Origin of the sequence: Pedobacter steynii (genome assembly GCF_900103665.1) — a bacterium.
Taxonomy (GTDB): domain Bacteria; phylum Bacteroidota; class Bacteroidia; order Sphingobacteriales; family Sphingobacteriaceae; genus Pedobacter; species Pedobacter steynii.
Map to the genome: position 1 here is coordinate 23,942 of NZ_FNGY01000017.1, position 13,511 is coordinate 37,452.

A 13,511-nucleotide genomic window follows, 5' to 3' on the forward strand; every position below is an offset into this window, starting at 1 on the left:
ATTCGCAGGAGAAATCAGGTCCTTTTGTCGACGAATGTGCCTGAAATGCAGATGGAAATATGGAATTGGCCTATGGAATCGCTTTGTCGTTGTCTTTAACTTATCTATCCTCCTTTGTATGCTGTGTAGCGTTATGCTCTTTTTGGTGTCTTGTCTTTGATCATTTTCGGAAAACTAAACCCAATTAAACGATGAATAATGTCGAAAAGTTAATCCTGATCTTTCTGATGTTTTGCAGCTTACAAAGTTTCGCACAACAGGCTCCGGAAGTAAATGTCAGAGGAAAAGTGTTGGACAATACCACACAACAGCCATTAGAATATGCAGGAATAACCTTGTTGTCTCTTACTGGAAATAAAATCCTGAAAAGCGTAGTAACGGATAAAAAGGGGGGATTTTCCCTGGCCATTGCGCCGGGACAGTATCACCTGAAAATAGAATTCATTTCCTATAAATCGGTTTTACTGGAAAATAAACCACTCAAAGAAGACACAAATCTGGGCAGCATTCTGCTGCAGGAGGATGTTAAATTGTTGAAATCGGTAGATGTTGTCGGAGAGAAATCTACGGTAGAGCTAAACCTCGACAAGAAAGTTTTTAATGTGGGAAAAGACCTGATCTCCAAAGGAGGTTCAGCAAATGACATTTTAAATAATGTACCCTCTGTAAGTGTAGATGCCAATGGTGGTGTCAGTTTAAGAGGGAATGGAAGCGTCCGGGTATTAATTAACGGAAAACCATCGATGCTCACTGCCAATAACGGTTTGGAGCAGATCCCTGCCAGCAACATAGAAAAAGTGGAAGTGATCACGAATCCTTCTGCAAGGTATGAGGCGCAAGGCGGAGGAGGGATCATCAACATCGTATTGAAGAAAAATACACAGGGCGGATTGAACGGATCTGTTCAGGCCGGACTTGGAGACCCGGTCAACTATCATGGCAATCTAAACCTGAGCTATAAAACAGAAAAATTTAATCTTTTTTCCAATGTAGGTGGCCGGTCCAGAGATTTTTATGCAGCTGAGAAACGCTTTCAAACGACTACGAAAAATGGGCTGACAAACATCTTACGTCAGCAGAACAGGCAGAAAAGGAATGACGATACTTACAATATTTACGTTGGCGGGGATTATTACATCAACCCAAAAAATACCGTGACCGGCAGTTTCTACCACAGTACGTTATTCAACAGAGATACCACCAATTATGGTTATCGGTATGACAACAGCAACAATACGCTTGACAGTGCGATCAATCGATTTGAAAATTACAGGGAGCCACAAAAGTACAATCAGCTGGAATTGAATTATGTAAAAACTTTTGACAATAAAGACCAGAAGTGGACCACTAACCTGCAGTATGATTTTTGGAATGACGATGAAAATCAGAACATCACACAGCAAAAGAATTTTCCGTTTCCCAAAATGATCTCCAGACTCAGTTCCCGGAATATTGAAAGTAGCGACGACATTTATATCCAAAGTGATTTCGTTACCGCTTTTTCTAAAGATTCCCGCTTTGAAGCGGGAATCAGGACAGACCTTCGAGCGATCAGGAGCGATTACCTGGCGAAAGCAGATGAGGTACTACTGGAAAAATATAACAATAAGCTGAAGTATGATGAAAACCTGTATAGCGCTTACATGCAGTATGGCAATAAGATCGATAAATTTAGTTACCTCCTTGGACTGAGGGCTGAATTATCTCAGATCGGAATTTCAGATAGGGCAGGAACTTTCAATAACGACAAGAATTACCTGAACCTTTTTCCAACAGTTCATCTGACTTATAAACTCCCCGAAAGTGCGGAATTTCAGCTAAGTTATAGCCGAAGGATCAACAGGCCTCAGTTCTGGCAGTTAAACCCTTTCTCCGGATTGTCTGATACCCGAAACCTGACGGTTGGAAACCCGGACCTGGATCCCACCTATACCAATTCATTTGAATTCTCCCTGATTAAAAGATTGGGGAAACTGAACATTAATCCTTCCATTTACTATAAGCATACGACCAACTATTTCCAGTATGTGATTGAGCAAACACCTGATGGCTATTTTGTGAGTACACCGGTCAACCTTGATTTTGAAGACCGGTATGGTTTAGAACTTTCCAGTACTTACAATCCATTTGGATGGTGGCGTTTATCCTGGGATTTTAACTATTATAAGTATAAGCAGCAGGGGGCATATGATGGAAAAAACTACAGCGCTGAAGATCAGACCTGGTTTACGAGAATTGGTTCTAAGATGAAATTCCCCAAAAATCTCTCTATAGAATCAAGTTTAAACTATACCGGTAAAAAGCAGGACATACAGTCCATCAATAAAGCGCAATACCGGGTAGACATCGCGGCGAGCAAAGACTTTTTTAAGGATAAGATGTCATTTACCCTTGGGGTAATTAATGTCTTTGATTCGATGGTCGATAAACGGATTACCAATACAGATACTTATCATTTTGAATCTGAATCCAGGAGGTTTGGCCGATTGGTTTCGGCAACGGTGGTTTATAGGTTTAACAGGAAAAAAGAGGATAAAGACCGTTTACCTGATGAATAATTTTTTATTAAAATAGACTGCCATAGGGTTGTCAGTGGTCCCTGTTTTCTTTGTGTTGTAAATAGATACAAAGACCCTATAAAACCTTAAAACATGGAAAATCATATTGCAGACGTACAGAAAATTTATGCCTCACCCTTTGTCATTGCCACGGAAGAACTGCTGGTTCACTGGCAGGGACACCGCCGGCTTACCCGAAGAGCGATTGAAGCTTTTCCGGAAAAAGAGTTCTTTAATTACAGCATTGGCGGGATGCGCCCTTTCTCAGAAATGGTGCTGGAAATGATCGGATTGGCATCGTCAGGAATGAAAGGGGTATTGACCGGAGAATGGGATAAAGTCGGCGCATTGCCCCATCATACAAATGGTTCAAAACCTGCAACGAAAGGCGAAATACTTCAGTTATGGGATGAACTAACAGCAGATATCGAGGTCAACTGGTCTAAAATCCCTTTGCCTCGTTTTCATGAAATCGATCTTGCCTATGGTGAATATGAAGGACCAATCTATTCTTTCATCTTGTATTGGATAGACAATGAAATTCACCACCGTGCTCAGGCAACGGTCTATCTGAGGTCATTGGGAATCGAACCACCGTATTTTTGGTTGCGTGATTAAAATAAGGAGGATAAAGCCCGAAGATCTGATGAACAATACCCGGGCTTTATCCTTTTTTGAAGAAATACAATTTCCGGTTTTGCTGTCCTGTTTCTTTATGAAAAAGAAAGGTCTTTCCTGCAAAATCTACCTTTTTTAGCAGACTAGCCTGACTTTCATCCGTATAGCTGATTTTAAAATTGATTGCTGCTCCGGCGAATTCTATTCGATAATAGTAGATCGAATGGTCCTGGAACCATCCCTTTGGAAGTCCGTCATAAGGCCTGATGATCTGGTTTGTCCCGTTGTCTGCCGCCCGATATTCCGAAATGGACCAATCGGCGTTGAATTTGCTTTCGCAATATGCACAGTTCTTGAAAAGGATCTGGTAAACTTTCCCCGCCTGCTTCATGTAATAAAAGAGCCCGTTATAATCTTTGCGTTGAAAACTGAGTAAAGTGTCCCCTCTTTGCGGCATTTCAAACAAGGTTTTTCCATCGATTTCGAAGGAGTGTCCTGATCTGGTAGGCCGGTCAGTGACTTTCATTTGCAGTATTGGCCGGTATTGATAAGAACCGTGTTCAAAATAACCTTTAGCTGCATAAATGTTTTCCAGGTCATCGGTTCCGAATAAGCCGTCCAGTTCAGGAGCATCGATCTTTTTCAGGACGTTTAGCGTGGTATCATAAACCTGTAAACGGTACATTTTAAGCGTATCTTCTCTGATTAGTCTGCTGATCACAACGAGCCTTTTCTGATCTTTTGAAGGATATACCCGACAGATATCTTCCTCATCAGTACCAAGCTGTTCCAGATGAATGTTTTTCGAGGTACTGTTAAATTCAGGAAAGTTTTTAATTTCCGGATGCTTGTCTTTCTCTTTGTTGCTGCAGGAACTAAAGATGAATAGGAGTAGAAATAGCTTAATTGTTGATTTATGAGTCATGGTCGTCTCAAAGTTATTCAAAGATCTTTGTTTTTCACACCTGTTATGTCTCCGGTGCTGATTAAATATCTTCGATTCTGAGTCTGGTATAGACCCGCTGTTGGGAGAGAAGCTTGCCTGGTTAGTTTAAAAGCGGCGCAGGCAAAAGTCCGGATTCCGGAAGTTCTCCGTTTACAATTTCCGTTAAAGACCGGATCAGTTGGTTAACCTTGTCCAGCGTCTCCTCATCTGTAATCTGAAGATCTGAATTCAACTTCGTTTGGATTGCAGAAATCAGGAGTTGTGTAGCTGAACTGATTTTGGATTCAATAATCAACAAGGTGCCCAATAAAGATTGATGCGCCCTGGTTCCCGCGGTTGATGCGGTAATCAAAGCCACCGGTTTTTTAGAGAATTCCATCGTAGAAACGGTCCAGTCGATGGCATTTTTTAAGGTGCCGGGAACACCAACTGCATATTCGGGGGTACAGATTAAAACCGCATCAGCATCCCTGAGCTGCTTTCTGAAGGCGGCCACATTTTCATCCTCTGTCACTTGCCCATAGTCCAGATCCGGATTAAAATGAGGCAATTCCGTAAGGCCCTCGAAAATGCTGATCGAAAAGGATTCCGAAGCCAATAAAGCAATGGCCTTAATCAGGTTAATATTTGAAGAACTTTTTCTGGTACTTCCGGAAATGGCAAGGATTTTTATTTTATCTGTTCTCATCTGTTGATTAACCGTAGGAATATTCAAAGATAATCTCTTTCTTTTTTGATTTTGATGCACTTTGTTAAAAAACATATATTGCGGGCTGATCCCTAATTTAAATTAAGATGAACTTATGAAACACTTAACTTTTATCCTCTGCATCTTCCTTTTTTCTGCTTTTCTGAAACCTGCAATGGCACAGGATAAATCCGTTTTTACGGGTGCCAAAGCAACGATGAAACACTATAAAGCGCTATATGTGCTCAATAGCGGAGAGGAGAAAAAGATCAATGGAACTTTACGAAACATCAAAAATGCATTGGAAGATCCCCGCCTTAAAGGCAAACTGGAATTGGAACTGATTGTCTTTGGTGACGGGGTTGCGGTATACCATAAGAACAGCAGTTATGAACCTGCTTTAAAATTGTTACAGTCGAAGGGCGTGATCCTGGCCCAATGTGAAAACACGCTAAAAGAAAGGAAAATCGAAAAATCAGAATTGTTCGATTTCATCAGTTTCGTTCCCAGCGGAAATGGAGAAATTATCATCCGTCAGCAACAAGGCTGGGCCGTTGTTCATCCTTAAAGTTTTTGGGTCCGTTTAAAAAAGCTATGTTTGCAAGACATGTATAAAATCTCAAATCCCATGCGAAATGAAAATGCCAGCCGGCTAAAACCGCTGCTGCTATTTGTATTGATGGGCTGCTTTGTACTTTCTGCATGTTCTGTTAGAAAAGGAATTCAATCTTTTTTTGCGGAAGTCAGCCCTGTTGCTGCCACCAGCGTCAAAGCCAGTAAGATTTGTACTGCTTCGCTGAATTCCGCAGATGGAAACCTTCTTTTTAAACAGGATGTGACCCGGAAGTTGCCAACAGCCCTGGTTCTGTTTTTCCTTTTACCGGATTTCCTGCTGTCCGTATTTTTCTTTAAAAAAGACAAATACCTGGCGGTACCCTCAAATCCGGACCTTTCCGCCACTGCGGTTCCCCTGTTTATCAAAAACAGGCTTTTACTGATATAGCATCTCTTCAATAATTAAACAGCGCCGCTGTTTACCTGCTCATGTCGTTCTCAAAGAACCTCATGCTAATCACGTATTTCTACAATTTTAATTTTTGATGATGAAGAAGTTCCCTCTTTATCTGACGGGTATGTTGCTCATGCTGTACAGTGTTGGCGCGTATTCTCAGGGACCTAAAGAAGGCTCACTTTCCTATTTATGGGAATTGATGGGCAACAACTATCCTATGCTGACTGAAAAGCAGGCAAGGATCGAAGAATTTGAATACCGGAAGAAAGAGTTGAGCACTGTGGCCCTTCCACAGGTTCAGCTGCAACTGCAAAACTCCTTTGGCACTTTTGCAGGTACAAATGGCGCATTCTTTCCAATTCCAGGAGTATTTAATGTAAATGGCAATGTGGCGGAGAAGCCAGGTGTGCCAGGCAGCACAATGAATACTTTTGGTTCGGTCTTGCTCGATTGGAAAGTTTCCCAGTTCGGCAAACAACAAAAGATGATGGAAGCTGCGGGTTATGAAATCCAGGAAGCACAAAGTAATTATGAGGCTGCCCGTCTGTCGCTCCGTGCTAAAATGACGAGAACTTACCTGAATCTGCTCTATAGCCAGTCGGGTTTAAGCTGGGCGGATAAAAATGTATTGCGGGTAAAGGAAATCCTTGACCTTTCCTCAAGCCTGGCCGAAGCGGGTTTAAAACCAGGTGCAGATACGGCACTTGCGGCTGCTACTTACCTCCAGGCCATGGCACAGCAAGAGGAGTGGCAGGGTAAATATGCCGCAGGCCAGGTTAACCTGAAGGAATTTGTACCCGAACTGAACGGAGAACTGAGGCTTCCGCTGGAAGTTTATCGGAACATCGGACTGCCAGATCAAAGTCCGGACACGGTGTCCACAAGTCACCCTTTTCTGCAGGTGCTGGATAAGCGGTTTAAATATCAGCAGAGCCAGAAAAAGGTTTTGGCAAGGAAACAAATGCCATCCATATCCTTGCTGGCGGGGCTTTCCGCCCGGGGAACGGGAATTAACAGGGATGGGAGGGTGCATCAGAATTTTGCTTCCGGCTTTGACAACAGCGCTCATAATTACCTCATCGGACTGGGGCTTAGCTGGAACCTGACTGGCCTGTATATCGGTTCTTTGGAAAAAAAGCGCGCCCGGAAACAGGTCGATGCTGCCGCATCTCAATACCAGCTGCAGGAACTTCAGATGAATACTGCTTTGCAGGCCATCTCTTCCCGGATCAGTGCACAGGTAAAACAGGTGGCGAAAACGAAAGACGCACTGAAGAAAACCTTAAATGCCTATGATTTGTACTTGTCGAGATATGAAGCCGGACTCATCAATCTGACAGACCTCCTTCAGATTCAGGCGCTGTTACAGCAGGTCGAGAAAAGCAATATTGAAGTCTGCCAGGAGCTTTGGAGCCGGCTGAATACCAGGGCGGAGCTTTCCGGTGATTACAGCTATCTGTTCAACCATTTAAAATAAGACATTATGAATATGATCAGGTTTGCATTAAAAAAACCTTTAACAATAATGGTCGCCATCCTGGCGATTGCCTATTTTTCTTTTACAGCCATTAGAAATATCAATGTAGATATCTTTCCAAAGGTCGAGCTGCCGGTCATCTATATTGCCATGCCTTACGGGGGATTGACACCGGCTTATATGGATGGCTTTATGGCCAATGAATTTCAAAAAGTACTCATTTTTGTGAGCGGGGTAAAGGGCATAGATTTTAAAAGTGTTCAGGGATTCACCCTGATGAAGCTTACTTTTTATCCCGGAACCGATATGGCACAGGCCTCAGGAGAGCTCTCGGCACAGGTGTCCCGTGCGATGGGCTTCCTGCCTCCGGGTGCAGTACCGCCACAGGTGGTCCGTTTTGATGGGAGTTCTCTTCCCATCGGACAGCTGGTGTTTGAAAGTTCGGAAAGATCGATTACAGAATTACAAACCCTTGCGCTGACCAAAATCAGGCCCATGTTTGTGACCATTCCCGGAGTAACCGCACCGGCCCCTTTTGGAGGGAATGTACGGACAATGGTGGTAAAGGTGAACCCGGAACTCATGCTTTCTTATGGTTTATCCGCGGAAGAAGTGACGACTGCCATTGCTAAAAACAACTTCCCCGCTCCGGCAGGAAACATCCGGATTGGCGATCAGAACCTGATGAGTCCGGTTAACTCCATGGCCAATGGCCCGGAAGAGTTCCTGGATATTCCCATCAGGACCGGTTCAGGGACGAATATCTTTGTAAAAGATATTGCCAGTGTGGAGGATGCAGCCGATGTAACGACCGGATATGCCATTATCAATGGCAAGCGCTCGGTTTACCTTCCGGTGATTAAAAAAGCAGATGCTTCGACGCTAAAAGTGGTAGAAAACCTGAAAGCTTCGATTCCAAAGCTGAAGGCTGCATTGCCGGAAGATGTAAATGTAAAATATGTATTTGATCAAAGCGGATATATAGAACGCTCATTGGAAAACCTGATTCATGAAGGCCTGCTTGGGGCGATCTTAACAGGACTGATGGTGTTCCTTTTTCTCGGAGATTCCCGGGGAGCCTTGATTGTGGTGCTCACGATTCCCATTGCGATACTTTCGGCAGTGATCATGCTGTATATGTTTGGTCAAACCATCAATGTCATGACCCTCAGCGGGCTGGCGCTGGCCATCGGTATTCTCGTCGATGAAGCCACAGTAACGATAGAAAATATTCACCAGCATTTTGAAATGGAAAAGCCGAAACAAAGGGCCATTCTGGATGCCTTACTGGAGATTTCTATCCCTAAAATTCTGATTCTTTTCTGTATCCTGGCGGTGTTGATCCCTTCTTTTATGATGACGGGTATCCCCAGAGATATGTTTATGCCATTATCACTGGCAGTGGCTTTTGCCATGATCGCTTCCTTTATCGCTTCACAAACCTTTGTCCCTATTCTCGCCAACTGGCTGATGAAACCGGAGCTTTTCCAGCACCATAAGATCAGTCTGCATAGAAAGAAACTGACGCGGTTTGAGAAATTCAAGCGACGTTACCTGATCCTGATTCGTGCAGGTCAGCAAAAAACAGGAGACGTAACAGGGCTTTATGCTTTGTTGGTGCTGATGATGGTTCTTGCCGCTGGATTAACGATTGGAACAGATATTCTTCCGACGAGTAATAGTGGCGATATTCAGATCCGTATGTTGGCGCCCGAGGGAAGCAGACTGGAAAAAACAGAAGCTTACCTTGAACGGTTAACGCGAATCATTACGGCGCAAATGCCCGAAGGCTCGGTCAAAATCAGCTCTGCATTTGTCGGCCTGCAACCTTCGGCTACCGCCATCAATCCGATTTTCCTCTTTACGAGTGCTTCTCATGAAGCCGTTTTGCAGCTGTCCATAGATCAGAAAAAATTCGATAAATCAATTTCCGGTCTTAAAGAACAGATTCGTAAAGAAGTCGGTAAACAGATGCCTGAACTAAAGATCAGCTTTGAACCGATGGAGTTGGTGGAGAAAATCATGAGTCAGGGAGCAATGAACCCTGTACAGATTAAAGTAGCCGCAGGACAACTGAAGGGCGCGGAGCAGTTTGCCTTGAAGATCGAAGCTGGCTTAAAAAAAGTTCCCTTTCTTCGTGATGTGCGGATCGCAGAACCTGTCAATTATCCAAGTGTACAGATCAATGTAAACAGGGAGCAGGCGGCCCAGTTTGGACTGACTATGGACGATGTCAGTAAAGCACTGACGATGGCGACCTCATCTACCCGTTTTACGAATAAAAACCTTTGGATAGACCCGAAGTCAGGCCTTGTGTTTCAGGTGCAGGTACAGGTTCCTGAACCAGACATGCAATCGCTGGATAAATTACGTTCATTGCCTTTGAAATCGGGACAATCAAGACCGGTTCTCGAAGATGTTGCTACCCTTCAGATGGTAAAATTACCCGCCCAGGTGAACCGCCAGGGGCCAAACCGCTATGTAACCGTATTGGCCAATGTTCATCAGTCGGATCTGGGTGCCGCTTCAACGGCGGTACAAAAAGTCCTGAAGGAGGTAGGTGAACCACCCAGAGGGCTGGTGGTTTCTTCAGAAGGATTAATGCAATTGCTTGAAGAAACCCTTTCCGGATTACAAACCGGATTGGCAGTCGCGATAGTGGTGATTTTCCTGATGCTGACCGCCTATTATCAGTCTTTTGCCTTATCGGGCCTGATCCTTTCGGTCGTTCCTGCGGTGATCGGAGGGAGCCTGCTGATGCTGCTGATTTCCGGAAGTACCTTGAACCTGCAATCTTATATGGGCATTATCATGTCGGTAGGTGTATCTGTTTCCAATGCCGTGTTAATGATCAATCAGGCGGAAATGAATCGCCTTAAGCATGGATTGCCTGCAAAACAGGCGGCCCTTCTGGCTGCTGCTTCGCGTTTACGCCCCATCATGATGACCACCATGGCCATGATTGCAGGAATGGTTCCGATGGCAATAGGAATGGGCGAAGGTGGCGAACAGATCGCCCCATTGGGACAAGCGGTAATCGGCGGACTGATCTTATCAACCCTGACGGCACTTCTTGTTTTACCTCAACTCTTTGTACTGATCATGAAGAACAAAACAAGAGACAGCCTTAGCCTTGATCCTGATGATCCAATGAATAAAAATGTATTAACTCCCCATATATAATCCGAAAATGAGACGAATGAAAACAATACACATCGAAAAATATGCCTTTCTGCTATTTATTTCTCTGGCAGTAGCGGCATGTTCTTCAGAGCAACCCAAAGCCGGACAGCAGATGTCAGCAAAAACCGAGCTTCCAAAACCACAATTTGTGAAGCCGGTACTGGAACATCCCGTATATCAGCTTTCCCTGCCGGGAGAGTTAAGGCCTTATGAAGAGGTGACAATTTACCCTAAGGTCAAAGGATTCGTGAAAAAAATCTTTGTAGACAGGGGAAGTAAAGTGAAAAAAGGGCAACTGCTGGCTTTACTGGAAGCCCCCGAAGTGGCACAGCGTTATGTGTCTGCAAAGTCCGGCGAACGGAAATTTTATGAAGATTTCCGTTACAGTCAGCAATCTTATGAAAGGCTTAAAAAGGCGGCAATGAAGACAGGGGCTGTGGCGGCAATAGAGCTGGACAAGGCATTGAGCAAACTGAAAAGCGACAGTGCGGCTTATGCTGCAGTGAAATCGAATACGCTGGTGTCCGCACAGTTGCAGCAGTATCTGAGCATCAGGGCTCCTTTTGATGGAACAGTAATGGATAAAAATGTTTCCGTAGGCGCGTTGGTGGGAGAGAACAATACGACCCCATTATTTGCGATTGTACAGCACGATAAGCTTAGACTAACGGTGGCCATCCCAGAGAAACACAGTCAGTCGATCTCAAAAAACACGAAGGCTTCGTTTACGGTCAGCGCTATGCCAGGGAAAATATTCCATGCCCTCCTTTCCAGAAACGGCGGGTTTTTACAGCAGAAACTGAGGTCGGTCACGGCAGAATTTGATGTGATGAATAAAGACCTGGTTTTAGGAGGTGGAGCATACGCGCAGGTAAAACTGGAGATGCGCCGGCAGGAAGCAACATTTTGGTTGCCGGCAACGAGTATCGTCCAGGCGCAATCAGGCGTCTTCATCATTAAGCTGGAAGGACAGGTCCTAAAGAGGGTTCCCGTTGTTGTGGGCATCCGTAAAGGGGAACTCATGGAAGTATTTGCAGATTTGACCATCGCTGATCAGGTACTGCAAAAAGGCACTGAGGAGTGGAAAGACGGACAAAAATTATAAAGCAATAAAAACATCGCGGGAATAGCTCATTCTTTTGAGAATCATTCCCGCGATTTTATTTATAAGATTTTAAATTACACTTTTTGTTATTTTTATGTTAGCTTCGTTTTAAACTTTCTAACCAAATTTGTGAACGCTAATCATTTAACTCCGGACGATGAACTCATCTTGCTCCTTAGGCAGGGCGACGAATTAGCTTTTACAGAGATCTACAACCAGTATTGGGATAAGTTATATTACATCGCCCATAAGCTCTTAAAAGATCCTGATGCTGCCGAAGGAATTGTTCAGGAAGTGTTCCTTGTGCTCTGGAAAAAGAGAGCAACCCTCCACATTCAGTGTATCCCATCTTACCTTGCTGCGATGACCCGTTATGCGGTATTCCGCTACCTCTCTAAGGAGAAACGCTCCAGGCAACAGGAAAATATTGTTGGCCTTTTAACGGCCAATGCCACATCAGAGATTGAGATAGACCATAAAATCCTGTTGGAAATGATCACCGAGCTGTCTAATAAGCTCCCTGAAAAATGCCGCCTGGTATTTCAATATAATAAATTGCAGGACCAATCACTTGCCGAGGTGGCCGCACAGCTGAACATTACTCAGAAAACAGCCGAAGCGCACCTGACCAAAGCATTGCGCATCATTCGCGCTAATGTTGGAGACGTACTAAACTTACTCATGGTGCTGTATACCATCAAATAATTTCTTTAATCTGTTCCGATAGTTACTCCAATTGAATTGTTCCGCTAAAAAGCCTGTCGTTTCCTATAATGACCTAACCTGAAAACAAGGAGGGAAATTAAAATAAAAAACTTTTGTTTCGGACTAAGGGTGTTTTGTTTCCACATGACTCTATAAGAGAAAACAGGGTCATTAAAAATCAGATGGATAGGAACGAGCTCAAAAGACTGGCACAAAAATACCTCGATGGAACCGCCAGTGAGGAAGAAAAAGCGCTGCTGAACCAATGGTACGATACCAATGAGGAGGGCTGGGTAGAAAATGTTCAAACCAAAAAGCCGGAAACTGAAGATCAGGTCAGGGCGCGGATCTTTGATAACCTGAAAAACAAAGGTTTCCTTAAAACGGAAGAAGAAGGAGAAAATCCGGTCCGCAGCATTTCAATGAAAAAGCTGATCCTAAAAATTACTGCCGCTGCCGCGGTATTGACCCTGGTCTTTTGGGGATGGCAGGCCGGCAGCTCCCGTTTCGGCGCTGCAGAAAAAAAACTGGTCAATGTTCCTGGCAACAAGATTATAGAGATCATGCTACCGGATAGTTCAAAAGTCTGGCTCAACGCAGGTTCTGTATTTAAATACCCTAAAAAATTTGATGAGAAAAACCGGACGGTAGAGCTGATCGAGGGCCGTGCATTTTTCGAAGTGAAGCATAAAGACAAGCATCCTTTTATTGTAAAAACCAATAGCCTGAATGTGGTTGTTCTGGGAACTTCATTTGATGTAAGGGCTTACAAGAAAGAAGGCAGCACAAAAGTAAGCGTGGTGACCGGAAAAGTAGGAATCACGATGAAAGACGCGGTTAAAAAACCTGCTGTGATGTTGCTGCCTAAAGAACAGGTCGTGCTGACCAATATTAAAAATCACCTGATTAAAGCCGTTGCTCCTGAAATTGCCGTAAACGCCTGGTGTAACAGTAAGCTTGTCTTTGAGCAGGAAACTTTAAGAAACGTATTCTCTGTCCTGGAGAAAAAACACCACCTAAAAATCAACACCCAAAACCCTGCATTGCTGGATGAAAGAATTTCGATTACCCTTAATGATCAGAATCTGGCGGTGACAATGGATGCCCTAAGCTTTACCAAACATTTTAAATACCATATGGCCGATGACAACAGCATAATCATTAAATAGACCTTCCTTCTTAGCAGCTAAGAAAGAAAAAACCGGGAACAGAACCTGCC

General features: G+C 44.0%; 11 protein-coding genes. 9 read left to right on the top strand and 2 right to left on the bottom strand.

Features of this window, described 5'->3' with window-relative positions:
- The first annotated feature begins 191 nt into the window (after positions 1-191).
- A complete protein-coding gene (locus BLQ87_RS31295; RefSeq protein WP_074612845.1) occupies positions 192-2,558 on the top strand; it encodes a TonB-dependent receptor in 2,367 nt (788 codons plus the stop codon).
- Positions 2,559-2,651: 93 nt separating this feature from the next.
- Positions 2,652-3,176, top strand: coding sequence for a DinB family protein (locus tag BLQ87_RS31300; protein ID WP_074612846.1), 525 nt, complete (start codon positions 2,652-2,654; stop codon positions 3,174-3,176).
- Between the two features lie 46 nt (positions 3,177-3,222).
- On the opposite strand, the gene BLQ87_RS31305 is transcribed toward BLQ87_RS31300, so the two are convergent.
- Both BLQ87_RS31305 and BLQ87_RS31310 read right to left on the bottom strand, forming a co-directional pair.
- Positions 3,223-4,122, bottom strand: coding sequence for a hypothetical protein (locus tag BLQ87_RS31305; RefSeq protein WP_143010611.1), 900 nt, complete (start codon positions 4,120-4,122; stop codon positions 3,223-3,225).
- 100 nt (positions 4,123-4,222) lie between these two features.
- On the bottom strand, positions 4,223-4,810 hold the full coding sequence (locus tag BLQ87_RS31310; RefSeq protein WP_074612914.1) for an NADPH-dependent FMN reductase: 588 nt from the start codon (positions 4,808-4,810) through the stop codon (positions 4,223-4,225).
- Positions 4,811-4,925: 115 nt separating this feature from the next.
- Here BLQ87_RS31310 and BLQ87_RS31315 point away from each other — a divergent pair, with 115 nt between their 5' ends.
- From BLQ87_RS31315 to BLQ87_RS31345, 7 genes are all read left to right on the top strand, one after another.
- A complete protein-coding gene (locus tag BLQ87_RS31315; RefSeq protein WP_074612848.1) occupies positions 4,926-5,378 on the top strand; it encodes a DsrE family protein in 453 nt (150 codons plus the stop codon).
- Positions 5,379-5,417: 39 nt separating this feature from the next.
- Positions 5,418-5,813, top strand: a complete 396-nt coding sequence (locus tag BLQ87_RS31320) for a hypothetical protein (protein ID WP_074612849.1) — start codon at positions 5,418-5,420, stop codon at positions 5,811-5,813.
- Positions 5,814-5,910: 97 nt separating this feature from the next.
- On the top strand, positions 5,911-7,299 hold the full coding sequence (locus BLQ87_RS31325) for a TolC family protein (RefSeq protein ID WP_083362157.1): 1,389 nt from the start codon (positions 5,911-5,913) through the stop codon (positions 7,297-7,299).
- 6 nt (positions 7,300-7,305) lie between these two features.
- The gene (locus BLQ87_RS31330) at positions 7,306-10,482 is read left to right on the top strand and encodes an efflux RND transporter permease subunit (protein WP_074612851.1); all 3,177 of its coding nucleotides are present in this window, start codon (positions 7,306-7,308) and stop codon (positions 10,480-10,482) included.
- 16 nt (positions 10,483-10,498) lie between these two features.
- Positions 10,499-11,587, top strand: a complete 1,089-nt coding sequence (locus BLQ87_RS31335; protein WP_074612852.1) for an efflux RND transporter periplasmic adaptor subunit — start codon at positions 10,499-10,501, stop codon at positions 11,585-11,587.
- A 129-nt stretch (positions 11,588-11,716) separates the two neighbouring features.
- The gene (locus tag BLQ87_RS31340; RefSeq protein ID WP_074612853.1) at positions 11,717-12,292 is read left to right on the top strand and encodes an RNA polymerase sigma factor; all 576 of its coding nucleotides are present in this window, start codon (positions 11,717-11,719) and stop codon (positions 12,290-12,292) included.
- 182 nt (positions 12,293-12,474) lie between these two features.
- The gene (locus BLQ87_RS31345) at positions 12,475-13,461 is read left to right on the top strand and encodes a FecR family protein (protein ID WP_143010612.1); all 987 of its coding nucleotides are present in this window, start codon (positions 12,475-12,477) and stop codon (positions 13,459-13,461) included.
- The last annotated feature ends 50 nt before the right edge of the window (positions 13,462-13,511 follow it).